Source organism: Microbulbifer sp. MLAF003, from assembly GCF_030012965.1.
In the GTDB taxonomy this organism is placed as follows: domain Bacteria; phylum Pseudomonadota; class Gammaproteobacteria; order Pseudomonadales; family Cellvibrionaceae; genus Microbulbifer; species Microbulbifer variabilis.
In genome coordinates this window covers 2,328,279-2,353,019 of sequence record NZ_CP120232.1, presented here as the reverse complement: position 1 = coordinate 2,353,019, position 24,741 = coordinate 2,328,279, and the positions used below count along the sequence as shown (strand labels likewise).

Here is a 24,741-nt window from a genome sequence, read left to right as displayed (position 1 = left end):
AGTATGCCTAAAACCAGTAGTTCAACATAAGTGAAACCCGGCTCGCACTGTTCACTGCCACTATAGGGCTATTACTAATCTCATCACCATACCAAGCATGTTGAACTTTCCCCAATAGCATCAATCTGGGAGTAAAGCCATAGCCGGCTTGCAAGCCTAGTTTAGAGACAATGCCGGCATCCGCTTTATATGCAGCCCTATTTAATGTGGCTTCATCGGTATTCACGCCATAGTAATAATCCAAGGTCTTCTCACTCTGCCAACTGGCATTTAATTCAGGCTTGATAATCCAATTTCCATACTTATAAGGCAGGCTGTAGCCAGCAGATAGACTGTATCCGTCGTGGATACCGCTAATATCCTGAGACAATCCCACCTTCCAAAGACCCACTGATCCGCGGTACTCCATAGACAAACGCGCAAGGATAGCGATATCCAACTCCTCCATATCAGCGAGTTCATCACTATCACCGCGGTCTTTATCGCCTACAAAGTCGCCCCCAACTCCGAATTTCACATTAATTCCATGATTGCGATACAAATTAGCTCCTAGCTCAAAGCCCTGGAAATAAAAACGTTTATAATGGGCGGAAAGCAAAGGAAATATGCGATTTTGGTTCTCGCCCCCTACGTAGATAGACTCTGAACTAAAGGCACCAATCCCCAGCGAATAGCCGGCTTCAGCCTGCCTTGGGGACTGTTCAACTTCTTCTTTGGCCCAAACGGACTGTGACAGAATCGCGCTACAAAGTACGAAGCAGGTCCGAAAGGCCGGCGAAGTTGAAAAATGTCTGCACTTATCTCGCGTAATTGTCATGAGTTGATACCTTAATTATTATTAGTTGCAAATCCTTGTGAGCATTGTATCCATCGCAAGTGAACATTTCGCAACCAGCGTCACTTCCAAGGCAAGTTCATCGTTAAGAATTGTTTACCTGAATACGAGTCCAATACCTATTTTTGCTGATTATTGATATGGGCAGGTCCAGATGCACTTAGCATATTAAATTATGTATAGGTTGATCTTTAGCGGCCTTCACAAAAGTTGGCAACCCAAACAGGCAAAATTTAAATTTTTTTCAGCAAATCTTAAGGCTGGCTGGCATATTTACTTAACCTTCGCACAATCAGAGAACTGCTACTTAAACTGAAGTCCACTGCTTCATAAATGCGCGATGGAGAGGAGGTATAGATGATATGCATTTGGCGGAGAACCAAAATAAAGATTTTGCCAGCGGGTTCTCAGAGGATATCAGGTATCTTGCGATTTCTGTTTTCTTAACAACAGAAGCGCCCACCTTACGACGCGTATAAGAATATTGATCAACATTTCCATAGACTATAGACATTGCGGCAGCAATAGCATCTGCCATACCCAGGTTCATCCCTTTCCCGCCTACTGGAGAATGGCAGTGGGCAGCATCGCCAGCCAATAGAACACGGTTTTTACGATAGGTTTCCGCCTGCCTGATAGAAATTTGAAAGGTTCCGGTGCGCCGGACACTGCCAATATTCAGCGGTAATCGCATATTTCCCAGAGCGTCCTCAGTTGATGAGGCAATACGGGCACGATACTTCTCAATTGGCAGGATTAATGTAAATTGGCAATCTCTACCATAGAGATCAAGAGTAATCTCCTCGGAATCAAAATCTCCAACAATATCTACATCCGCAATAGACCACTTTCCTGGTAGATCTATTCCAGGGTATCCGATCTGTAGCTGCTCCCGGACGGTAGACTGGATACCATCTGCCGCAATAACCCAGTCAAACTCACCGCTGGTATTATCTGAAAAATGCACTTCTGCTTTGTCTGCACTGGTAGAGATTTTCGTTACAGAAAGATCATATTCCACCTGTACACCTTTATCCATCAAGGCATCCCTTAAAATACCCTCCGTTCGATTCTGAGGCAGCCCCAGCGGAACCCGGTCTCTATATTCGTTTCCACTATTATCCAGATAAACCAGAGTCTTCTCATCGCGCAGGACATGCATCTTTCGCAATGGCATGGCTTCTGCCAGAAACGCATCTGCAACTCCCAGGGATTTCAAAGCATCAATCGTTACCGGCATTATGCCAACGGCACGAGACAACTCTGAGGGCTCACTTTTACGCTCTACAACACGACAAATGATTCCCTTGGAGGCCAAAGCTGTCGCAGCTGTTAACCCGGTGGGACCCGCACCTATAATTAATACGTCCATATTCACGATTTTCAACCGGAAAAGTCTAGAGAAAAGGTAAATGGAAAGGATCGACAGGTATCAAGTTCGACCCGCTCTAAGAGGTTCTAGTTGAAAGCTTAGACGAATGTCCATGGGGAGTTACAGCCATAATAAGATCCATGGTTATCTATAAAATCTTGACCAGTTGCTACGATCAACCGGCAATTTCCTGATTCAAAGTAAGGCTAACTGTGCGAAACAAGAGTTTCGCACAGTTAGCCTTACTTTTTATCTTCGGATTCATTAGAAGCTTCACTGTAGCCCAGTGCAACCCCCTGCTTATCCAAAGCTGCTCCCTGCCGATCCAATACGCCGATATCCAATACTGGTGAAGCATCGATATGTTGCGCATCCATCATTTGAGCAACTCGCTGCAGCGATGCGATGATCATGCTTTGCTCCCAATCCTTCAGGTCACCAAACTGGCGAGCAAACTGGTCTTGGAGTGGGATGGGGGCATCGCGCAAAGTTTCGGCAGCCTCTTCTGTAAGGTAGGCATGCACTTTGCGCTTATCTGCTTGAGAGCGCTGCCGGTATACAAACCCCTCTTCTCCAAGCGATCCAATATATTAGTCACTGTGGCCTGACTGAGGCTGACTTCATTCGCAAGCTCGCCAATTGTCACCTCACCCTTATTTCGAATGGCTTGTAGCAGTAAAACTTGTGGAGCGGTCAGACCTGTGGTTTTAGCCAAGTGCTTAGAGTGTAAATCTGTTGCTCTTATCACGCGCCGCAAGGCCACTAACACTTGTTCAATACTGTTCAAAGCTACCTCTCAATCTCAGAGTTAGGGTAATCCGGCAGATTATATAGGTCCGCACCATATTCACTAAGAACTTCTGATATTGCAGCGAAATGGCATCTTCTCAACATGGAGAAAACTATAAGACCGCTCCTTTCGTGTTCATTTTTTATACAAAACTGATTTCACTTGGAACTTTTCATCGCTAATCGATGGGATAAATTGAAGTCAATTTCGCACAGCAATAGGCCAAAAATCCCAAGAAACTGCACTTTCTTAGGGTAAATATTGTGACCAGCTTCGCTAAAGCAGCCCTAGACTTTAAATTTAATTTGTGTACGATGTTTAGCACTCAAAACAATTTAATCTAGATTTTGAAGAAAAAACACCGATATAGAGTGATATATAAACAAGTTGAGTAATTTTCAAGCAAATAAATATTTAGAAGTGAAATTATAATTTACTGGTAGGGAAGGTTTTTTGTCTACTCCAGAAAGTATTTTGTTAAGAATGCCATCCCTTGAGGATGGAATGGATGTTCATCGGCTGATTGAGAGCTGCCCACCATTAGATACCAACTCCAGCTATTGCAACCTTCTTCAGTGTGATCACTTTGCCAATACCTCGGTGATCGCAGAGATAGATGGAGAAGTGATGGGCTTTATTTCGGGATATATCATTCCCGACCGAACAGACACTCTTTTTGTTTGGCAGGTTGCGGTATCCCAAGTAGCGAGGGGGTTGGGGCTCGCCTCCCGTATGCTGAGAGATATTGTCGATCGCCCCCAATGCGAGTCGATTAAATTTATCGAGACAACAATCACGGAGCACAACCTACCCTCCTGGGCTCTTTTTCAGAGTGCAGCAGAGAATCTCTCTACCAATCTCCATTCCTCACCCTGGATGGACTCTATGGCTCACTTTGATGGGCAGCATGATTCCGAAATCCTCGTCCGCATCGGACCCATTACTCGAATAACTAAACTTCACAAAGAGAAGAGAATGAAAATTTTTGATGAGATTGAATCAGAAGTGCAAAGCTATGCCCGCTCCTTTCCGCGAGTTTTCAATCGCGCAAAAGGCGAGCTGATGTGGGATGAGGAGGGAAATCAGTACTTAGACTTTCTGGCTGGTGCTGGCACTCTCAATTATGGACACAACAACCCTCTGTTTAAACAGGTTCTACAGGATTACATTCAGGATGATGGCATCACCCACGGCCTCGATATGCACACCAAGGCCAAGGGTGAATTTCTACAGGCACTGAATGAAAAAATTCTTAAGCCGCGGAATATGGAATACGTGGTGCAGTTTACCGGCCCGACAGGGACGAATGCGGTAGAGGCGGCAATGAAAATTGCCCGCAATGTTACCGGGCAGCAGAATATCGTCACCTTTACCAACGGTTTCCATGGCGTAAGCCTTGGCTCGCTGGCCGCCACCGGCAACTCGCATCACAGGGATGCGGCTGGTGTCAGCCTCAATGGCACGCATCGCATGCCCTTTGACGACTATCTAGGCAAAAATATCGATACCACCGAATACCTCGACAAGGTCCTCTCAGATTCTAGCAGCGGTATTAATTCTCCCGCAGCAGTGATTGTTGAGACAGTTCAAGGGGAAGGCGGTATCAATGTGGCCAGCATCGAGTGGCTAAGAAACCTTCAATCCGTCTGCAAAAAACACGGCTTACTTTTTATTGTCGATGATATCCAGGCGGGCTGCGGCCGCACGGGCAATTTTTTCAGCTTTGAAGAGGCCGGTATCGAACCCGATATCATTACGCTATCCAAATCCCTCAGCGGCTATGGGTTGCCATTTGCGCTGGTGCTAATGAAACCAGAACTGGATCAGTGGAAGCCCGGTGAGCACAACGGCACTTTCCGTGGCAACAACCTGGCTTTTGTAACTGCGAAAGCCGCTATCGATCATTACTGGTCTGACGAAAACTTCTCACGGGAAATCAAACGTAAGGGCAAGTACATTTCCGAGCGCTTGAATGTGATTGTCAGCCGATATGGTGAGGGCAACTTCACCACCAAAGGCCGGGGTATGTTTCAGGGTATCGACTGCATCAGCGGCGAACTTGCAGGAAAGATCACCAAACTCGCATTTAAGCAGGGACTAATTATTGAAACCAGCGGAGCCGATGACCAGATCGTTAAGCTCCTTTGCCCACTGATTATCACCGATCAAAACCTTAAAAAAGGGATCGACATTATTGAATCCGCTATTCGGGAAGTCTGCGCCGGAGAGCAGGATATGCCTGAGGAAAGAGTCTTTTTTGAAGCCTGCTAGACTTTAAGGGCCTCAGAAAAGGTTCACGTAAAAAGATCCAACTGCGCAGGCTGCAAATTAAGAATATTGCTGACCAGCCAGACTCGAACACACACGAAACAGCGAAGTACCAATGATTGTCAGAAATTTACAGGAAGCTAAAAAATCCGGCCGCCGGGTTGTTTCACCGGATAACAACTGGGAGAGCACCCGACTCCTGCTTAAAGATGATGAAATGGGTTTTTCTTTCCATATCACCACTATTTATGCCGATGCTGATTTCCAAATGCACTATCAAAACCATTTGGAAGCGGTTTACTGCATTTCCGGCAGAGGTGAGGTAGAAACTCTTGAGGATGGCAAGAAGCACCCTATCGAACCTGGAACTATCTATATTCTAGATAAGCATGACCGGCACATTTTAAGAGCCTTTGAAGAAATGACTATGGCCTGTGTATTTAACCCGCCTTTGAATGGCAAGGAAGTACACAATGCTGAGGGAGCCTACGAACTTGAGGCTGATAAGATTGATGAATAATTAGTCAGTCATAGGGCAGTATCCATGAAGTACCTTCCAGATAGCTCAAGTGTTACCAGGGAAGATTGCTACCCCTCCCGAAAACCGGGCCTTCTGGGTGGTGCCATGGTGCGCAAAGATCCAATTGTGTATGGGGGCTGCCAGCCCCTCTCACCACTGACACCATCTCAACTCAAGCGCTATGCAGAGCGGGGCTTTGTTGTACTGGAGAATATATTTTCCCAGGCAGAGATTCACCTTTTTACGCAAGAGTTGACTGAGATTAAACAACGCAGTCACACTGAAAAATCGGAAGAAATTATCACCGAACCTGAAAGTAACGAAGTGCGCTCAGTCTTTCGTATCCACAAAAGCAGCCGAATTTTTAACCGGCTTTCCAGGGATCAGCGGCTATCAAGTATTGCGAAATGTATTTTGGGTGATGATGTTTATATCCATCAGTCTCGCGCGAACTACAAACCTGGTTTTCGCGGGAAAGATTTTTATTGGCACTCCGATTTTGAAACATGGCATGTCGAGGACGGCATGCCCCGTATGCGCGCACTCAGCATCTCCATTACCTTAACAGAGAACCATCATTTTAACGGTCCGTTAATGCTGATTCCCAAGTCCCACCGCCATTACATTGCTTGCGATGGTGAAACACCAAAAAGGAACTACCTCAGCTCACTTAAAAAGCAAGAACTTGGTATTCCCTCAGATAGCCAATTGAGGGCTCTGATATCCAGTGGTGGGATATCAGCTATTACAGGCAAGCCCGGCAGTGTTGTTGTGTTTGACTGCAATTTAATGCATGGGTCCAGCAACAATATCAGCCCCGACCCGAGATCTAATTTGTTTTTTGTTTTTAATGCCTTGAGCAACAAGGTGGAGGCTCCGTTTTGCGACTTACCTCCCAGGCCGGAATACATCTGTGCGAGGAAATCAATTTCTATTATCTGAAGCGAATCTCAATTCAAAGCACTCACCCAGTATTTAAGAGAAAGAAGGACCAGTAAGAGACGATGCATACGATAGAAAAGATTGGCGGCACCTCTATGACGGACTACGAAGCGGTCCGGGATAATATTATCAAAGGTGACTCCAAGGGGATCTACAATCGTGTTTTTGTAGTCTCTGCCTATGGCGGTATTACTGACCTGCTTCTAGAGCACAAGAAAAGTGGTCAACCAGGTATCTATGCCCTCTTCTCCAGCAGTATTGAGGACGATAGCTGGCTGGTTAAGTTTGATGAGCTTCGAGCAGCACTGCGGCAAATCAACGAGCGCCTTTTCGGGCATGGCGATCTTCTCGCGGAAGCCAACCTGTTTTTGGATGAAAGGCTGGAGAGCGCTAAAAAATGCCTGAGAGACCTGCAAAGCCTCTGTCAGCACGGCCACTTCTCCCTCGACGCCCACTTGGGCACGGTAAGGGAGATGTTAGCCAGCCTCGGTGAGGCCCACAGCGCATGGAACACTTCGAAACTGTTGCAGCGGGATGGTGTAAATGCCTGCTTTGTCGACCTGACTGGCTGGCGGACCAACAAGCACATTCCCCTGGATGAGCGTATCCGGGATGCCTTTGCCACTATCGACTTAAGTAAGCAGCTACCCATTGTTACCGGCTATGCCCATAGCGATAAGGGCCTGCTGATCTCATTTGATCGGGGCTACAGCGAGATGACTTTCAGTCGTCTCGCCGTCCTCACCGGGGCAAAGGAGGCGGTGATTCACAAAGAGTTCCACCTGAGCAGTGCAGACCCTCGCCTGGTGGGAGAGGGAAATGCAGTACCCATTGGCCGCACCAACTATGATGTGGCCGACCAACTGGCAAACCTGGGTATGGAAGCGATTCACCCAAAAGCTGCCAAGGGGTTGCGCCAGCAAAATATTCCTCTCAGGGTAAAAAACACCTTCGAACCTGAGCACGCAGGCACCCTGATTACTGGTGACTATATCAGTGACTCTCCACGGGTTGAGATTATTGCCGGCTGTAAAGGGGTTTATGCCCTGGAATTATTTGACCAGGATATGGCGGGTAGCATCCACGACTATGACCGCGAAGTGCTACTGGTGATCAAACGCTTCAAGGCCCATATTATTTCCAAAGACACTAATGCCAATACCCTTACCCACTTCCTCTCCACCAATCTGAAAACAATTAAGCGGATTCAGGCTGCATTGGAAGAGCATTTTCCAGAAGCCGAACTGAACCAGCGCAAAGTCGCCATAGTTTCAGCCATCGGTAGCGATATGCAAATCCCCGGCGTGCTGGCCAAAGCGGTGCAGTCGATGTCCAAAAGCAACATCCGCGTGCTCGCCATGCACCAGTCCCTGCGTCATGTGGATATGCAGTTCATCGTTAGTGAGCCAGACTATGATGCAGCCGTTCGGACTCTACACGAGGCACTGGTAGAGATTTACAATCACGGGACGGCGATATGCCTCGCATCCTGAGCCTTTGTGCCCTGCTCTTTTTATTAACTTCCGCCACCTCTATTTCCCAGGAAGCGGAAGAAAAGAAAAAAGACAGTGCGCAAAGCGAGGTCGACACCCTTGAGAGGCCCTTGTACACACCCTTCGTCGAGCGCTATGTGCTAGACGAAATTAAGCAGCTGCGAATCGATCAGGCTAATGCCAAGCAGGAATTGATTCAGCAAATTGTCGATCGTGAACACAACTCTGTCGATCGAGCCGTAGCCTACGCAACCGATACGGTTACCTACTTTTTCTACTTGATAGCCGCCGCCACTTCAATTTTGGTTTTAGTTGGTTGGCGGTCATTTCAGGATATTAAAGAGCGGGTGCACTCCCTGGCCGATGAGGAAATCTCAAAGCTGGTCCAGGAATACGAAAAGCGTTTGGAAGTTATAGAGAAGCAGCTTCAACAGAAAACACAGCATATTGAAGAAAACCGCGAGGAAATCGAGCTAACCCAGGAAGTGCAGTCCCTGTGGCTGCGCGCCCAACAGGAATCCTCAGTGGCAAATAAAATTGCCATTTACGACGAGATTCTGCGCCTTCGTCACGAGGATGTAGAAGCCCTTACCTATAAAGCTGATGCGGTGCTGGAGCTTAATGAACCCCAGTGGGCCGCCAATCTTTGTCACCAGGCCCTGGGTATTGATCCGGATAACAGCCATGCCTTCTACCAACTGGCATGCGCCCATACTGCCATGGGTCAATTTGATGAAGCGCTGCGTTATCTGGCTGAAGCCATCAAAAGGCGGGAAAGCTACCGCGACGAGATCCTGGTTGATAGCGCCTTACAGCCTTTAGCGGAAAGTGAAGTATTTGAGGAACTCGACCAGGTTATTGCCAATACTCCCTCGCCGCAAAGTGGTGGCAAGGGAAGCTAGAAATATTCGGATAACCTCTGAAGACCACCCCATAAAAAATACGGGATAAAAATAATAGGATTGCCGATGATCTATTCATTTCTTGGTTTTTTACTTTTGTTCACTCTGGTCGGCCTCTCCTCTGCGATGTTCAGCCGTCAAACCAAAGCCGACTATTACCTTGCCAGCAGTGGCGTCTCCCCTTGGCTGGTAGGCTTGTCTGCCGTGGCAACGAACAATAGCGGTTATATGTTTATCGGGGTTATCGGCTATACCTACACCACCGGGTTGGCCTCCATCTGGTTGATGGTGGGGTGGATTGCCGGAGATTTTCTGGCTTCCCTCTATGTACACAAACGATTAAGAACCGCTACCAGTTCAAGTGGTGAAGTCAGCTACGCAGGTGTTCTCAGTAACTGGCACGGACAGAAGTACTCAGCCCTGCAGCGCCTGATCGGCATCATTTCCCTGCTGTTTTTACTAACTTATGCCTCTGCCCAAATGGTTGCCGGCAGCAAAGCCCTGCACGTACTGCTGGATTGGCCCCTCTGGTCCGGTGCTGTAGTTGGAGCTGTGCTTGTTTGCCTCTACTGTTTAGCTGGCGGCATCCGCGCATCCATTTGGACTGATGCGGCCCAATCCATCGTTATGATGGGGGCTATGGCAGCACTTCTAGCCGTCGCCCTTGCCAATTTGGGCGGCATCACCAGTGCGGCGATACAAATGCAGGCTATTGAAGGTTTTACCCATTGGTTTCCCGAGGGGCTCGCCTTTGCGGGCTGGGGCGGGGTGATACTCTTTGTGATCAGTTGGGGGTTTGCCGGATTGTCTGTGATTGGACAGCCCCACGTTATGGTTCGATTTATGACCCTGAGGGATTCCAGCAAGATGAACCGGGCAAGGGCCTGGTACTATCTGTGGTTTATCCTTTTCTATTGTATGGCCACCGGGGTCGGCCTGCTATCCAGAGTGTTTATTGCTGACACAGGGAGCTTTGATGCAGAGCTTGCTCTTCCCACCATGGCTATGGATTTGTTGCCCCCTGTTTTTGTTGGGCTGATCCTTGCTGGTATCTTTGCCGCAACCATGTCCACCGCAGACTCCCTGCTTCTCAGCTGCTCCGCAGCCATTACCCACGATATTCTTCCGCACAAGATTGAAAAAACCTGGTTCCTCAAGCTTGTCACAGTTGCCATAACCGGCGGCGCATTGCTACTGGCGCTCGCCAATAGCCAAAGTGTGTTCAGCCTAGTTATTTTCGCATGGTCGGGACTTGCCAGCGCATTTGGCCCCCTACTCCTGGTATTGTGCTTTGGGGGCAAGCCATCCCAGGCAACCTCTATCGCAGCAGTAATTATCGGCTTTACAGCAGCGATTACCTGGCGGCTACTGGGGTATCACGGCGTGATCTATGAGGGATTGCCGGGTATTGCAGCTGGGTTAGCAGTGCTATATCTGGCCAGCCTGAACCGCCAAACCTCCACTTTACGCGAGGCAAACAGTTAAATTCACTCAAAGTAATTCTGGGGAGGTAGAGCCTCCCCACCTGCCAGACCTTCACCAGCTAGAGCCTCCTCCCCCAAAAGCGACAAATTCTATCTCCTGCCGCCCAAAGCCCCTCCTTACGGGCACCTGACTTGATCCCGAGATCGTCAGATTGAGCAAAATTCATACAGTACTTTTTATAGAGTTCAAATGAGATTTTTGGCCCAACCCAGCCCACTTTTAACCTTTGAAAATGCGGATTAACTCTGTAGTCGCTGAAAAATAAATCCTCCTACGAATCCGCCAGCTTTGTTGCATTGAGTGCTAACAATTAGAGTTCAAATTAAAAATATGTTACATTTTGTGTCATATCGCTCGATAAACGACTATCGAGCCTGGGCTGGAATCTGACGATTAGGGACAAATGTCTTCGTCAGACCGGCCCTTTTTTATGATGACTGGACCTTCACGATCGGCCCATTGCGCCCTTCAAGTCCATCGCCAATGAACAACCGACTGACCCTCTGTTAAAGCAGTATGGAGAGACAGATGTCACTGGACAAACAACGGAATTTTGTAGACGGCCGCTATCTGTCGAATGAGAGCGGCGAGTGCTTTGATGTATATAACCCGGCTACCAACGAGGTCAGCTATCAGGTTGAGGTTGCCGACGAAAAGGTACTCGCAGAAACCATCGAGAGCGCCAAGCGTGGTTTTGCCCAGTGGTCAGCGATGATGCCGGTCGAACGCGGTCGCATCCTGCTGAAAGCAGTAGCACTGTTGCGCGAGCGCAACGACGAACTGGCAGCTATCGAAGTGGCTGATACCGGCAAGCCCTGGCAGGAAGCCAGTGTTGTCGATGTGGTGACTGGGGCCGACTCTATCGAATTCTTTGCCGGCCTGGCCGCAGGCATTGAGGGCAATCAACAGCAAGTCGGTGAGGACTTTTACTACACCCGCCGCGAGCCCCTGGGCATCTGCGCTGGAATCGGTGCCTGGAACTACCCCTTACAAATCGCCTGCTGGAAAGCCGCCCCGGCCCTGGCCTGCGGTAACGCCATGATCTTCAAACCTTCCGAAGAGACCCCCAAAGGCGCTTTGAAGCTGGCTGAAATCTTTATTGAAGCGGGCATGCCCCCGGGTGTTTTCAACGTAATCCAGGGCGATGGCGCCGTGGGTGCCTGGCTCACTAACCACCCGGATGTCGCCAAGGTTTCCTTTACCGGCGAAGTGGGTACCGGCAAGAAAGTAATGGCCGCAGCGGCTTCCAACCTGAAAGAAGTCACCATGGAGCTGGGAGGCAAGTCCCCGCTAGTGATTTTTGATGATGCCGACATGGAGCAAGCCGTTTCTGCTGCCATGCTGGGCAACTTCTACACCCAGGGCGAAATCTGCACCAACGGCACCCGGGTATTTGTACACCGCAGCATCCACGATCAGTTCCTCGCTCGCCTGAAAGAGCGTGTTGAGCAAAACATTATTGCCGGTGATCCGATGAATCCGGACACCAACTTCGGCGCGCTGATTTCTGCCAAGCACCAGCAACTGGTGATGGACTACATCAGCAAGGGTAAAGAGGAAGGTGCGACCCTGTTCTGCGGCGGCCACACCCTCTCCCCGGAGAATTCACCTAACGGTTACTTCGTTGCTCCCACCGTATTCACCGACTGTCATGACGATATGACCATCTGCCGCGAAGAGATCTTCGGCCCGGTAATGTCGGTACTGGTTTTTGATGATGAAGACGAAGTGATCCGCCGCGCTAACGATACCCGTTTGGGCCTCGCCGCCGGCGTATTTACCCGTGATATCACTCGCGCCCACCGTGTGATCCACCAGATGCAAGCGGGTATCTGCTGGATCAATGCCTACGGTGCTTCGCCGGCAGAAATGCCGGTGGGCGGATACAAATTGTCCGGAATCGGACGCGAAAATGGACTTGCGACCCTGAATCATTACACCCAGCTAAAAGCGGTGTATGTGGGCCTGGCACCACTGGAAAGTCCATTTTAAGCGGTACCCTGTATGAGTGAGTTTGACTATATCATTGTCGGCGCCGGGTCTGCCGGCTGCGTTCTGGCCAACCGCCTGTCTGCCCAGGAAGATAAAAAAGTCCTCCTGGTAGAAACCGGCGGTAGCGATCGCAGTATCTTTATCCAGATGCCCACCGCACTATCCATTCCGATGAATACCGACAAGTATGCCTGGCAGTTTATGACTGAGCCAGAGCCGTACCTGGACAACCGCAGCATGCATTGCCCCAGAGGCAAGGTGCTCGGGGGTTCATCCTCGATTAACGGGATGGTTTACGTGCGCGGGCACGCCAAAGACTTTGATGAGTGGGCACAGCACGGCGCCGAAGGCTGGGACTACGCGCACTGTCTGCCCTACTTCAAACGCTCTGAGACCTGGGCTTTCGGCGGTGACGATTACCGTGGCGACGAAGGTCCACTGGGGGTCAATAACGGCAATGAAATGGCCAACCCCCTTTATGGAGCCTTTATCGAAGCTGGCAAAGAAGCTGGCTACGACTACACCGCAGATTACAACGGTGAGCAGCAAGAGGGCTTTGGTCCCATGCATATGACGGTAAAAGATGGAAAGCGCTGGTCTACCGCCAACGCTTACCTGAAACCGGCCATGCAGCGCCCCAATTTGACGGTATTGACCCACGCCACTGTGCATAAGGTGATTCTGGAAGGTAAACGGGCAGTCGGAATCAAACTTGAACGCAAGGGAAAGATCCTGGAATTCAAGGCGCGGCAGGAAGTCATCCTCAGCGCAGGTCCCATCGGCTCCCCTCACCTTCTTCAGCTCTCCGGAATCGGAGACCCCGACACACTGGCAGAAGCCGGTATCGAACTCCAACACGAACTCCCCGGCGTCGGCCAAAACCTGCAGGACCACCTGGAGTTCTATTTCCAGTTCCGCTGTAACCAGCCGATTTCCCTGAATGGCAAGCTCGACCCCTGGAATAAATTCCTGATCGGCGCTCGTTGGATACTGAAGAAGGATGGCCTTGGAGCCACCAACCATTTCGAGTCCTGCGGTTTTATTCGCTCCAAGGAAAACGTGGAGTGGCCGGACCTGCAATATCACTTCCTGCCGGCAGCCATGCGCTATGACGGCCGCGAAGCTTTCGATGGCCACGGCTTCCAGGTACATATCGGGCACAACAAGCCCAAGAGTCGCGGCAGGGTCAAAGTGGTGAGCAGTGATCCCAGGCAATCCCCTTCCATCCTGTTTAATTATTTACAGGAGAAAGAGGATATCGAGGGTTTCCGCGCTTGTGTGCGACTGACTCGCGAGATTATCAATCAGCCGGCTTTCGACGAGTACCGAGGCGATGAAATCCAGCCCGGCACCGATATCCAGACTGATGAACAAATTGACGCTTTCGTACGGGAATCCGTCGAGAGTGCTTACCACCCATCCTGCTCCTGCAAGATGGGCACTGATCCAATGGCAGTGGTAGACCCGGAAACCCGTGTACACGGTTTGCAGGGTTTGAGAGTTGTAGATTCCTCCATCTTTCCAACCATTCCCAACGGCAACCTGAATGCGCCCACCATTATGGTGGCGGAGCGGGCTGCTGACCTGATTTTAGGGCGCCCCGTATTGGCGCCCTCCGAGGCACCGGTAGCGACCAAAGCTACCAGCACTCAGCGACCTGGCCGCCCTGCGCGCTCTGTGAGCTGAATTTACGTCGGCGCTCTGGCAGAGATTTGACTGCCCCCTTCAAACGCGACGGGGATATTCAAATCTCGCACAGCAATGCCCTTTGGGGGCGCCGGCATACCAATAACTAGCTGGAGACTCAGCATGACAGCTTGGCTTTCCGCGGGATTATTGTTTACCTTCACGGCAATAATTTTCTCGCTGATTAAATGGGGAAATGTGAAGATGGTCGGGGTAACCCCGGTCAAAACCTTCACTTTTATAGCGATCCTTTTCACCTCCGGCCTTGATGTAGGCCTGATCATGTTCCCCCTCACCGAGTTCGGTGGCTACGCAGACTTAGCCAATAGCCCAGAATATGGTTTCACCAACCCACTCGCGATTGAGTTTGGTTTTTGGGCCTTCCTGATCTGGGGCTTCTACTTCCTCACCTGTTTTTACTTCTGCATTATCGAGCCCAAAGTTAAATTCTTTGAGTTGGGCCCAGTAAAGCTGATCAACAATGTGGTGATTATCGGAACCTGTGCTTTTACCGCCTACTTGCTGCTCAGCAACCTGCCCTGGTACCTGCCGCAAGTTGGCGATGGTGAAACCATTGTTGGCACCTTCTACCTGATCGTCTTTGCAGTGATCGCCGCTGCGGTCTACTCATCCACTAGCCTGCGCTATGTACGCTTCCTCAGCCTGGCGACTACCTGGATGTTTATTGGCCTGATCGCGGTCATGTGGGTAGGCGCCTTTACCGGTGAGAATGGCAACGTTGGAGACTTTGCTTCCACCTTTGCACTGCTCGGCGGTTACTTCGGCAATATCCACCAGTTCGTGCTGCCGTTAAATGACTACCACGAGTTCTACCTGTTCTGGTGGTTTGCCTGGAGCATTATGATTGGCCAGTTTACCTCCCGCTTTGTGGGCGGCCTGCGCACTTACCAAGTACTGGCGGCGATGCTGATCTTCCCATCTATCCCCATCGCGCTCTGGTTCACCGTGCTCTACTACTACTCCAGCCAAGGCCTGGATACCAGCGGCTTCTACAACCTGGCTATGGTGATTGTGGGTATTACCTTCGTGATCAACTCGCTGGATTCCCTGATTCGCCTGTACACCGATAATCTGGGCATGACCGTTGCGCGCCTGGGCAAGTGGAAGTACTTCGTGCTGAACCTGGCTGCAATGAGCCTGCTCACCCTATTGTTCAAGCTGGACTTCCTGCAAATCCAGTGGATCGGCGCTCTGGTGATCGGCATCTTCTTCTGCTGTCTGGGTTACATCCTGGTGAAGCGCTTTAGAGCGGTAGCAGCTATCGACTCCTCGCCTAAAGAAAACAAAGTCGACTTTAACAAGATCGAACTGGCGAGCTAACTGTAGAAATCCCCCGCCTAGTTTGGCGGGGGCTACAAAATATAAATAAGTGGTAATTGAACAATGAAATCGACGTTGAAACTTTCTGCACTCACTTGTGCTTCCCTACTGGTACTTGCTCAGCAATCCCAAGCGGAGCTGTCTTCTACTGTAAATCTGACCACCGACTACACCTTTAACGGTGTTAGCCAGACCCAGAATGACCCAGCACTGCAGGCTAGCCTGGACTACGGCTTTGATAACGGTTGGTATATTGGTACCTGGGCTTCCAACGTGGACTTTGGCAAAGGTGATGACACTAACTTGGAGTGGGACTTCTACGCAGGTAAGTTCATGCAACTTACCGACAAAGTGAGCCTGGACACCGGAATCGCTTATTACACCTATCACGGTGATAATGATTTCTCTGAAGAGTACGCTTACCCGGAAGCTTATGCCAAGTTTGGCTACAGCTCTGCACTGGGCGATTCCGAAGTCAACGGTTGGTACAGCTGGGATTACTTTGGCCAGGGTGGTGGCCACTACATTATGATGCTGGCCCATACCTTTGAGCTTGCAGAGGGTCACAATATTCGCTTCAGTGCTGACCGCTCCACCAGCGTCAATAAAGATAACTGGACCTGGGAAGGTAAAAAAGCCTACAACCACTACCGTGTAGAGTACATGACCTCCCTGAACGGCTTCGACCTCAATGTTGCAGCAGAAAACACTACTCTCGATTCTGAGAATGCCGACGAACGTATTGTTTTCTCTGTTGCCCGCACCTTTAACTTTTAAGTTAAGAATGCAAGCCGGGGCCTAAAACGGCCCCGGGGTTCCTCGCCAGGCAACTCCTAAGGCAACTCCCCTTCACTTCCCTTGCCGAGCTTCTCAGCAGATTTCATCATCACTTGTTCTTGCGCAGGCGCCCCATTTGAGTTCCGGTGTTCTTCTTTTGGCAGGCCCTCTAAAACGATTTCCTTTTCAGCCAAGGCCGGATGTAAAGCCAAGTCGTGCCGGGCAACTTTGACGATTGAGATACAAAGTAAAAGTGCGATTAGCAGTAAAGGTACACCGGCAATAATACTTGCGGCCTGCAGTGCTTCGAGCCCACCGATAAACAGCAAGGCGATTGGCATTACTGCCAGAGCAAATGCCCAGAAAATTCGATTCCACCGAAGAGGCTCACCATCGACCTCCTTCTGCACAACGGCCGCAAGAATGTGAGAAATGGAGTCAAAAGTAATAACCGTGAAGACCAGTGCGATCAGTGTGTATAGCAACACAACCAACTGGCTTGCCGGGAGCGTATCCAAAATCGCAAAGATCGTGCTATTAGCGCCTTGCTGATTCAGCATTTGCACCAAATCCAACTGACCCGAGAAATGCAGGTAAACCCCGTAGTTGCCCAGCACCATAAAGAACAAGAAGCATCCGAGAGTGCCAAATAATATTGAACCAAGGATCATTTCCTTGATGGTCCTGCCTCGGGAAATACGCGCAATAAAAAGGCCAATACTCGGCGCAAAAACCAGCCACCAAGCCCAATAGAAAACGGTCCACTCCTGGGGAAAACGGGTGTTGGGAAACTGCTGGAAATGAGAGAAGGATTCAGTCCAAGTGGCCATCTGCAAAAAGTTATGCAGGGCCCTGCCCAGAGAGTCCAGCCCGCTGTTAAGCATAAATAGCGTTGGGCCAACGACAAATACAAAGAATAGCAGTGCAAGGGACAGAAAAATAGTGAAGTTCGAGAGTGCGCCAATTCCCCGTTTCAAACCTGCAAGGGCACTGTAGCCAAACAACAGTGCACATATCACAAGTACGCCAACCTGAACCCCCAGTCCGGTAGGCATGCCAAATATCTTATAAAGCCCCAAAGTAATCAGCGGCGCAGCAATACCAAGTCGCGTAGCGGCACCTCCGAGCATCCCAAACACCAGGGAAATATCTATAGCCTTGCCAATGGGCCCATTTGCTCTCCCCTCTCCCAGCACAGGCGCAAGTGCTTGGCTAAATTTCAGGACTTTACGCTGGCGTACATAATAGAAGTAAGCAATAGGCACCGCAGGGATCAAATAAATGGACCAGGCTAATGGCCCCCAGTGAAAAATTCCGTAAGAAACGGCCCAACGGGCGGCTTCGACTGAGCTCGCTTGAACTTGGAACGGCGGCTGTTGGTAGTAGTAGATCCATTCAACCATCGACCAATATAAAATCGAAGCGCCAATGCCAGAAGAAAACAGCATGGCAGCCCAGGACACAGTTGAGAACTCTGGAGCTTCCTTTTGGCCTCCCAGTTTTATCCGGCCGATATCGCTAAATGCGACATATAGCACAAACAGCATCGCCCCTATGCCAAGTAGAAGATAAAAAACACCTAACTTTTCTGTTACCAGGTCTTTCACTGCCAAGAGCCACATAGAGCCAGCCTCGGGATATAAGATCAGAGGCAGTGTTGTCACTAGCAATATTGTCAGAGCGCCCAAAAAGGTGGGCCAGTCTATTAGATCTTCCGATCCCCTATTCAATAAATCTCTCCGTATTAATTGATATTGGTGGTCAAAAGAAAAATAACATACACCAGTATCACTATTATGACTTGAGCCTTTTATAAACCCCCTACGCAACACTACCGAACATTAATACGCCAATCTTTTAGGAAGACAATGTGATGCCAAAAAGTATACTGATATGACATTCATATGGCGAAATTCACTACTAACTTTCCTTACCAAACACAGATCGGCACATATTCAAACAGCTTTGAAAGTTAAAAATTTCAAAGTAAAAGAGAAGGATCGATATGTATAAATTGGCGATCACCATTCTATTTGGCTTAGCTCTGTGGGCGTGTACAAAAAGTCCTTTAAGCGATATTGATATCTATGACTTCAGGCCTGAATCCGAAATAGGTGTTTATGATGTCTCCCAAAAGGATTGTGAGCTAATGGGATATAGGCAAGTTATCAGAAGTGATTCTCCTATCGGCTGTGGACGTCTAAAGAGAGTAGTTTTTAATTTCTATCCACTCTTACCTAACCCGACAGAAAAAAGTAATGCAACCAGTAGTAATAAAGGTGCCACAAGTATCAATCAAACAAGTACTATTAAGACCCCTGAAAAAGGGGCAATTATTGTACTTGATGTCGTTGCCGCTGAAGTATTGGATCTTTTTACAGAGCTATACCAATTGCATTTTCCGATAGAATCAGCAATACCAATTGAGTATTTCACGAAGAAAGAGCGTCTTGCAGATGATATGAATAACACGCTCGCCTTTGATTCCCGGCCCATCACCGGCGGAAATAAATGGTCTGAGCATGCTTATGGTGTTGCCATTGATATCAACCCCCTACAGAATCCCTATCTACATATAGATAAACACTCAAAAGCAGTGGTAATCCCGAAGGATGCAGCAGAGGGTTATTTAAACCGAGCAAAATACCGGGCAGGAAAGCCGATACGCAAAGGAATGTCTGAAGATATAACTACAGTTTTTGCCAAGCATGGCTTTGCTGTCTGGGGAGGAGATTGGAATGCTCCGATTGATTATATGCACTTCCAGGTTGGTACCCGCCAGTTTATTAACCGGCTCGTTTCTTTACCGGTAAAGGAAGCAAAGCTGCTATTCAACCAGTATGTGAGCCTGCTTAATCAGTGTTTCAAAGAGAACACGCTTATCAATAACCCCACTCACCTCAGAAAATACTGTGTAGATCGGGTGACGCCTGCATTTGGTTCTCAATAATGTAACTGTGGTAAATAGCGGCTAAATTGGCGCCATATTTTTAGTAGCATATCTAAGACGTCATCTTAGAGGTACGAATCGTAAAATATCACGCCTTTATAATACAAGCTAGAAGATCCAGGCAGCGTTGTATCAAATGGCAATTTTAGCTCCCATATAAGTACCCTATTTGGGATACCACTACACTCATTTAAATAGCCAAACTTCATTAAGAGTACAGAATGAAGATTTTCGATGAGGTTGAATCGGAAGTGCAAAGCTATGCACGATCCTTCCCAAAGGTGTTCTGTCGCGCAAAAGGTGAATTATTGTGGGACCTGGATGGAAACCAGTATTTAGATTTTCTGGCTGGAGCAGGTGCACTCAATTATGGGCACAATAACGCACTATTCAAAGGGGCTCTATTGGATTACATCCGGGCCGACGGTATTACACACGGTCTGGATCTACACACCAAGGCCAAGGGAGAGTTTCTCCAAACCTTTAGTGACAATATCCTTGCCCCCAGGGGCATGGAATACATCATCCAATTTACAGGACCTACAGGAACTAATGCAGTAGAAGCCGCCATGAAGGTTGCCCGCAAGGTCACTGGACGGCAAGCCATTATTGCCTTTACCAATGGTTTTCATGGTGTAAGTCTTGGTTCCCTCGCAGCAACGGGAAACTCCTATCACAGAGATGCGGCTGGTATTCTACTAAATGGTACCCATCGAATGCCTTATGACGGCTACTTGGGGAACGGCATTGACACAACGGAGTACCTGGATAAGGCACTATCGGACTCCAGTAGTGGTATCGGCTCACCAGCTGCCGTTATTGTGGAAACAATTCAAGGTGAAGGCGGTATTAATAGTGCCAGTATAGGATGGTTAAGAAATCTACAGAGTGTTTGCAGAAAACATGAATTGCTTTTGATAGTTGACGATATCCAGGCTGGCTGTGGACGAACTGGCGATTTCTTCAGTTTCGAAGAAGCGGGGATTGAGCCCGATATTATCACTCTTTCCAAGTCGCTTGGAGGTTATGGATTACCGATCGCACTAGTCTTAATGAAACCCAAGCTGGATCAATGGAAGCCAGGGGAACACAATGGTACCTTCCGCGGTAACAGCCTGGCATTTGTAACCGCAAAAGCGGCAATTGACCACTACTGGTCAGACCCTAGCTTCTCTGAAGATATAAAGCGAAAAGGCAGCTATATCTCCTCACGTCTTAACAGCATTATTAATCAATACGGCGAGGGCCTACTGAAAAGTAAAGGTCGTGGTATGTTTCAAGGCATCGACTGCGTAACAGGCTATCTGGCCAAAAGGGTATCCGAGTATGCGTTTGAACATCAGCTGATTATTGAGACCAGTGGCGCCGATGACCAGGTTCTTAAACTGCTTTGCCCCCTAACTACCAGTGATCAAAACCTTCAAGGCGGTATCGATATTATTGAAAAAGCATTTCAGGAAGTCTTTGCCAGGGAAGAAAATATACTGCAGACAATGACCAACATTGACACCTGCCGAATATAATTTATCCAGCGGACCAAGAATAGAAAACACCTAGAGCCTATAACATACATGGATGTATATATTTATGTTGAATGAGAAACAGATAAATTTAAGTAATATTCTCACTGAAGAGAATGACTATTCCAACTCCCCTTTTCTTAAAGTAAAGGAGAGAGATCTTAGCCTGCCAATAATAACTGCAGAAGCTGAAAGGTTAGGATGCACTTTCAAGTTTCATGAAAAATCTATTTACGAGATCATCAATGGGGACCTGCGAGTCCCATTCTTGAGCAACTCCCCATCAAGCTCCTGTGTTCATAGCTACTGTGCAAGAATCAAGAACATTGCAAAGAAGATGTTAACTGAGAATGGAGTGCCGGTTCCGGAGGGGAATGTTTTCAAGGATATTAAGAGCGCTCTTGCCTATTTCAAGAACTTTAATGGCAAGGTTGCCATCAAACCAAACAATGCTTCCATGGCCAGAGGTGTTACCACCGGTATTTGCACCGAAGAAGAATTCATTAGCGGCTGGGAATTTGCAGCAAAGTACAGTAAGGAAATTATTGTTGAGAAAAGCATTGACGGATATGATTTAAGGGTCTGGGTAATTGGAGGCAAAGCCGTAACAGCATTTGTTAGAATTCCTGCAAATGTAGTTGGCGACGGAATAAGCAGTATCAGGCATTTGATAGAAAAGAAAAATGAACGCAGAAAGCTCAATCCTAATCTGATTCATGACCCGATCAATCGGTTTGACTTGATCGATAGGAAGGGCCTCACTTTAGATTATGTCCCCGAGCATAATGAGCGAGTATGGCTTACAAGCGTAGCAACAGTTGGGGGAAATAGTCAATTTTATTGACCACGTAGATAAGGCAACACTTGAAATTGCAGAGAGGGCAGCCGCTACTTTTCCTGGAATTATACAGGCAGGCGTTGACTTGATTGTGGATACAGAAAAGGAAAATGCCAGGGCCGTTGTCCTTGAGGTTAACTCCAATCCAGATATATCTTCCCCTACATTTCCGGGATACGGCGATCAGATTAACACCCCTAAAGCACTACTTGAATATGTTTTAAAACACCCATCTGCGGCCACTGGAAACAAAAAGGCTAGCTACAATCCAGCCCCTCAATACTCTTACACCATAAGTGATAATGCATCACTTAGAGAGCTTGGAAACTCAATAAAATTTATCAAACAGGCTGCCCTAAGGAAAGGAATCAAAACTGAGGATGTAGATGACAATGTGTTTATTGCCAAAAATAAAAAACAATCGCACCTATTTCTTGGCTGCATGCCAGAAAGCACATCTTTAGTATCGCGAATAATATGCAATGATAAAAGTTTTCTCTCAAGCTTCCTGAAGTACAAAAAAATACCTTACTTCAGTAAAAATGATGTAGGTGAAAAACTAAAGATATACAGGCTGGTACTAATAGATGGTGCGGTAGTGTCCGTACTTCAAAGCATTCATGAAGGATACAAGCTAAATACAGAGCTTGGAGTAAACCATAGATGGCAGGAAGTAACCAGGGAGATACATTGCAAATTCACGGAGATTGCGAGTCATGTTATATCAGAGTTGTTCCACCCCTACCTTTCCGGGGTAACTATTATTGCCGAAGATATATCTGCATCTCCTAAAGACCAGGAATGGGCAATTAGAGATGTCACATACAAGCCCTTTCTGGCTTGGCATCACCATCCAGATATTGGTATTGGTCGAGATGTAGCTGGCGCTTTACTGGACTCTTTATTTGAAAGTGAAGATCAAACTATAACCATTCAAAAATCTATACATATCCAACTAGGTAAAGAGGTATCTTTTAAAGATCTTGCTGAAAAAATACAGAAAAGTGCGGCAAGATTTGGCATTTCAGGGTGGGCGAAAAACATCCAAAATGAAACCTTGGAAATGCTTTTAGAGGGGGCGCCCAGAGCTCTTGATGACTTTCTTACCACCTGCCAAGACCTCATGGGAGCAAACTATGGAGATATAATTCGAATTGAAGAATATAGTAAAATTCAACATTCAAGCTTTGTGGTGGTTAGCTAATGGCAACTCCTTGATTTTTTAAGAGTGATCTAGAAGGCACCTCTAGAAAAAAGTGCCTTAGAGCGCTCACCAGAGCATTACCTGTTCTTATAACCTGGACGGATGGCTTCCAGGGTCACCTTCAATATGGGGCTTATCGTCATGTGATATCCCATGGGTGCCATGACTGGGTATCTCCCAGTCCCCTTCCTTAGTCCAGGGGTCTTCCTTCGGGAAGTCTTCGATATAAATTTCCTTTTCCTCATAATCAGGCTGGTAGCGCAAATCATAATCAGCAGCTTTAACGATCGATATGCAAAGCAGGAGGGCAACAATAAGCAATGGGACTCCACCAATAACGCTGGCAGTCTGCAGAGTGTCTAATCCACCGAGAAACATCAAAGTCACCGGCATCACAGACAAAGCAAAAGCCCAAAATAGGCGATTCCATCGCGCTGGTTCCTCATCTACTTCCTTCTGCACCACAGCAGCGAGAATATAAGAGATGGAGTCAAAGGTAGTTGCTGTAAAGACAAGCGCGAGTATGGTGTAAACCAGGATGACCAGCTTACTGGCGGGAAGTGTTTTAAGCGTAGCAAAGATAGCCTCTGTAGCCCCCTGCTCATTTAATATCTGTACAACATCCAATTCACCGGAAAATTGAAGATAAACTCCGTAGTTACCCAACACCATAAAGAACAGAAAGCAACCCAGGGTACCAAAGAAGATAGAACCGACTACCATCGTCTTGATAGTCCTGCCGCGAGAAATGCGAGCAATAAATAAACCAACACTGGGTGCAAAAACCAACCACCAGGCCCAGTAAAAGATGGTCCAGTCTTGCGGGAAGTGTGTATCCGGGAACTGCTCAAACCTGGCAAATGGCTCAGTCCAGGATGCCATATGGAAGATGTTGTCCAGCACACGGCCCAAGGCATCTAACCCGGTATTTAGCATAAACAGGGTTGGACCAACAAGAAAAACAAATACCAGCAGGGCGATCGAAAGCCACATGTTCACATTGGAAAGCGCCCGAATACCCTTCTTCAGACCTACAAATGCGCTATAGCCAAAGATCAGCGTACAGATCATTAGTACGGTTACCTGGGTACCCAGCCCAGTTGGCACACCTAGCAGTTCATGAGCGCCTTGGGTAATCAAAGGAGCGGCAATCCCTAAGGTAGTGGCACCACCTCCCAGCATGCCAAACACAAACAAGACGTCAATCAGCTTGCCAATACCCCCTTGCGCCCGCTGCTCCCCCAAAACCGGCATCAGTGCTTCACTGATCTTCAATACACTGTGATTGCGTACATAGTAGAAATAGGCAATAGGTAGTGCCGGTATCAAATAAATAGACCACGCCAAGGGCCCCCAATGAAATATACCGTAAGCGACCGCCCAGCGTGCAGCCTCAGGCGTTCCCCCTTCAACCTGAAAGGGCGGAGACTGGTAGTAGTAGATCCACTCGACCATGGACCAATAGAGGATTGAGGCCCCAATGCCCGCGCAAAAAAGCATGGAAGCCCAGGATAGTGTTGAAAATTCAGGGTTCTCTTCAGGGCTACCCAGTTTGATCTGACCTATATCGCTAAATACGATGTAGACCATAAACAGAATCGCCCCAACTCCCAGCAGCAAATAAAAGACCCCTAATTTGTCAGTGACAAAATTCTTAGCCACCAGTACCCAGGCTGCGCCGACCTCAGGGTAAAGCACCAAGGGCACAGTCACCATTATCAGCAGCGCCAGCGCTCCAAAGAAAGTGGGCTTATCAATAATCTCTCTAAAGTTACTGGACAACACTTGCCTCCTGTTTGCCATAAAAAACTGCGGCAAAATAAAAG

18 protein-coding genes and 2 pseudogenes are annotated in these 24,741 nt (G+C 48.2%); 15 read left to right on the top strand and 5 right to left on the bottom strand.

What is annotated here, in order from left to right; all coding sequences use genetic code 11:
* Positions 1 to 7: 7 nt before the first annotated feature.
* The 3 genes and pseudogenes from P3339_RS11370 to P3339_RS11360 all read right to left on the bottom strand — a co-directional run bounded on the left by P3339_RS11370 (position 8) and on the right by P3339_RS11360 (position 2,994).
* Complete coding sequence (locus P3339_RS11370; protein WP_282953470.1) at positions 8 to 817, bottom strand: MipA/OmpV family protein; 810 nt, start codon at positions 815 to 817, stop codon at positions 8 to 10.
* 325 nt (positions 818 to 1,142) lie between these two features.
* Entirely contained in the window at positions 1,143 to 2,207 is a 1,065-nt protein-coding gene (locus P3339_RS11365) for an FAD-dependent oxidoreductase (protein WP_282953469.1), read from the bottom strand.
* Positions 2,208 to 2,449: 242 nt separating this feature from the next.
* A pseudogene (locus P3339_RS11360) lies at positions 2,450 to 2,994 on the bottom strand (MarR family winged helix-turn-helix transcriptional regulator).
* Between the two features lie 486 nt (positions 2,995 to 3,480).
* Here P3339_RS11360 and ectA point away from each other — a divergent pair.
* From ectA to P3339_RS11305, 11 genes and pseudogenes are all read left to right on the top strand, one after another.
* Positions 3,481 to 3,930, top strand: a pseudogene (ectA, locus tag P3339_RS11355) (diaminobutyrate acetyltransferase); the annotation flags it as partial.
* Between the two features lie 42 nt (positions 3,931 to 3,972).
* A complete protein-coding gene (gene ectB, locus P3339_RS11350) occupies positions 3,973 to 5,268 on the top strand; it encodes a diaminobutyrate--2-oxoglutarate transaminase (RefSeq protein WP_282953584.1) in 1,296 nt (431 codons plus the stop codon).
* Between the two features lie 112 nt (positions 5,269 to 5,380).
* On the top strand, positions 5,381 to 5,785 hold the full coding sequence (locus tag P3339_RS11345; protein ID WP_282953468.1) for an ectoine synthase: 405 nt from the start codon (positions 5,381 to 5,383) through the stop codon (positions 5,783 to 5,785).
* 24 nt (positions 5,786 to 5,809) lie between these two features.
* Positions 5,810 to 6,727: an ectoine hydroxylase gene (gene thpD / locus P3339_RS11340; RefSeq protein ID WP_282953467.1), complete on the top strand. Its 918-nt coding sequence runs from the start codon at positions 5,810 to 5,812 to the stop codon at positions 6,725 to 6,727.
* Between the two features lie 62 nt (positions 6,728 to 6,789).
* Complete coding sequence (locus P3339_RS11335; RefSeq protein ID WP_282953466.1) at positions 6,790 to 8,220, top strand: aspartate kinase; 1,431 nt, start codon at positions 6,790 to 6,792, stop codon at positions 8,218 to 8,220.
* Positions 8,205 to 9,122: a TPR end-of-group domain-containing protein gene (locus P3339_RS11330; protein WP_282953465.1), complete on the top strand. Its 918-nt coding sequence runs from the start codon at positions 8,205 to 8,207 to the stop codon at positions 9,120 to 9,122. Before P3339_RS11335 ends, P3339_RS11330 begins: the two co-directional genes overlap by 16 nt.
* Positions 9,123 to 9,188: 66 nt before the next feature.
* Entirely contained in the window at positions 9,189 to 10,607 is a 1,419-nt protein-coding gene (locus P3339_RS11325; protein WP_282953464.1) for a sodium/proline symporter, read from the top strand.
* A 528-nt stretch (positions 10,608 to 11,135) separates the two neighbouring features.
* The gene (gene betB / locus P3339_RS11320) at positions 11,136 to 12,599 is read left to right on the top strand and encodes a betaine-aldehyde dehydrogenase (RefSeq protein WP_282953463.1); all 1,464 of its coding nucleotides are present in this window, start codon (positions 11,136 to 11,138) and stop codon (positions 12,597 to 12,599) included.
* 12 nt (positions 12,600 to 12,611) lie between these two features.
* Positions 12,612 to 14,285, top strand: coding sequence for a choline dehydrogenase (gene betA, locus P3339_RS11315; protein ID WP_282953462.1), 1,674 nt, complete (start codon positions 12,612 to 12,614; stop codon positions 14,283 to 14,285).
* Positions 14,286 to 14,408: 123 nt separating this feature from the next.
* Positions 14,409 to 15,626, top strand: a complete 1,218-nt coding sequence (locus tag P3339_RS11310; RefSeq protein WP_282953461.1) for a BCCT family transporter — start codon at positions 14,409 to 14,411, stop codon at positions 15,624 to 15,626.
* Between the two features lie 63 nt (positions 15,627 to 15,689).
* The gene (locus P3339_RS11305; protein WP_282953460.1) at positions 15,690 to 16,403 is read left to right on the top strand and encodes a TorF family putative porin; all 714 of its coding nucleotides are present in this window, start codon (positions 15,690 to 15,692) and stop codon (positions 16,401 to 16,403) included.
* Between the two features lie 56 nt (positions 16,404 to 16,459).
* Here P3339_RS11305 and P3339_RS11300 read toward each other — a convergent pair whose 3' ends face one another.
* On the bottom strand, positions 16,460 to 18,091 hold the full coding sequence (locus tag P3339_RS11300) for a BCCT family transporter (protein WP_282953583.1): 1,632 nt from the start codon (positions 18,089 to 18,091) through the stop codon (positions 16,460 to 16,462).
* Positions 18,092 to 18,408: 317 nt separating this feature from the next.
* Between P3339_RS11300 and P3339_RS11295 the strand changes: the two genes are divergently transcribed.
* The 4 genes from P3339_RS11295 to P3339_RS11280 all read left to right on the top strand — a co-directional run bounded on the left by P3339_RS11295 (position 18,409) and on the right by P3339_RS11280 (position 22,915).
* Complete coding sequence (locus P3339_RS11295) at positions 18,409 to 19,353, top strand: M15 family metallopeptidase (protein ID WP_282953459.1); 945 nt, start codon at positions 18,409 to 18,411, stop codon at positions 19,351 to 19,353.
* Between the two features lie 221 nt (positions 19,354 to 19,574).
* Positions 19,575 to 20,876: a diaminobutyrate--2-oxoglutarate transaminase gene (ectB, locus tag P3339_RS11290; protein ID WP_282953458.1), complete on the top strand. Its 1,302-nt coding sequence runs from the start codon at positions 19,575 to 19,577 to the stop codon at positions 20,874 to 20,876.
* Positions 20,877 to 20,940: 64 nt separating this feature from the next.
* Positions 20,941 to 21,717, top strand: coding sequence for a hypothetical protein (locus tag P3339_RS11285; RefSeq protein WP_282953457.1), 777 nt, complete (start codon positions 20,941 to 20,943; stop codon positions 21,715 to 21,717).
* The gene (locus P3339_RS11280) at positions 21,692 to 22,915 is read left to right on the top strand and encodes an acylphosphatase (protein ID WP_282953456.1); all 1,224 of its coding nucleotides are present in this window, start codon (positions 21,692 to 21,694) and stop codon (positions 22,913 to 22,915) included. Before P3339_RS11285 ends, P3339_RS11280 begins: the two co-directional genes overlap by 26 nt.
* An 87-nt stretch (positions 22,916 to 23,002) precedes the next feature.
* Here the strand turns inward: P3339_RS11280 and P3339_RS11275 are convergent, their stop codons facing one another.
* Positions 23,003 to 24,700: a BCCT family transporter gene (locus P3339_RS11275; RefSeq protein ID WP_282953455.1), complete on the bottom strand. Its 1,698-nt coding sequence runs from the start codon at positions 24,698 to 24,700 to the stop codon at positions 23,003 to 23,005.
* Positions 24,701 to 24,741: the final 41 nt, after the last annotated feature.

Coding starts and splice junctions, on each gene's coding strand:
- P3339_RS11330 (WP_282953465.1), top strand. CDS start 8,205: ATGCCTCGCATCCTGAGCCTTTGTGCCCTGCTCTTTTTATTAACTTCC.
- ectB (WP_282953458.1), top strand. CDS start 19,575: ATGAAGATTTTCGATGAGGTTGAATCGGAAGTGCAAAGCTATGCACGA.
- thpD (WP_282953467.1), top strand. CDS start 5,810: ATGAAGTACCTTCCAGATAGCTCAAGTGTTACCAGGGAAGATTGCTAC.
- P3339_RS11335 (WP_282953466.1), top strand. CDS start 6,790: ATGCATACGATAGAAAAGATTGGCGGCACCTCTATGACGGACTACGAA.
- P3339_RS11325 (WP_282953464.1), top strand. CDS start 9,189: ATGATCTATTCATTTCTTGGTTTTTTACTTTTGTTCACTCTGGTCGGC.
- P3339_RS11295 (WP_282953459.1), top strand. CDS start 18,409: ATGTATAAATTGGCGATCACCATTCTATTTGGCTTAGCTCTGTGGGCG.
- betA (WP_282953462.1), top strand. CDS start 12,612: ATGAGTGAGTTTGACTATATCATTGTCGGCGCCGGGTCTGCCGGCTGC.
- P3339_RS11370 (WP_282953470.1), bottom strand. CDS start 817: ATGACAATTACGCGAGATAAGTGCAGACATTTTTCAACTTCGCCGGCC.
- P3339_RS11345 (WP_282953468.1), top strand. CDS start 5,381: ATGATTGTCAGAAATTTACAGGAAGCTAAAAAATCCGGCCGCCGGGTT.
- P3339_RS11310 (WP_282953461.1), top strand. CDS start 14,409: ATGACAGCTTGGCTTTCCGCGGGATTATTGTTTACCTTCACGGCAATA.
- P3339_RS11305 (WP_282953460.1), top strand. CDS start 15,690: ATGAAATCGACGTTGAAACTTTCTGCACTCACTTGTGCTTCCCTACTG.
- ectB (WP_282953584.1), top strand. CDS start 3,973: ATGAAAATTTTTGATGAGATTGAATCAGAAGTGCAAAGCTATGCCCGC.
- betB (WP_282953463.1), top strand. CDS start 11,136: ATGTCACTGGACAAACAACGGAATTTTGTAGACGGCCGCTATCTGTCG.
- P3339_RS11365 (WP_282953469.1), bottom strand. CDS start 2,207: ATGGACGTATTAATTATAGGTGCGGGTCCCACCGGGTTAACAGCTGCG.
- P3339_RS11285 (WP_282953457.1), top strand. CDS start 20,941: ATGTTGAATGAGAAACAGATAAATTTAAGTAATATTCTCACTGAAGAG.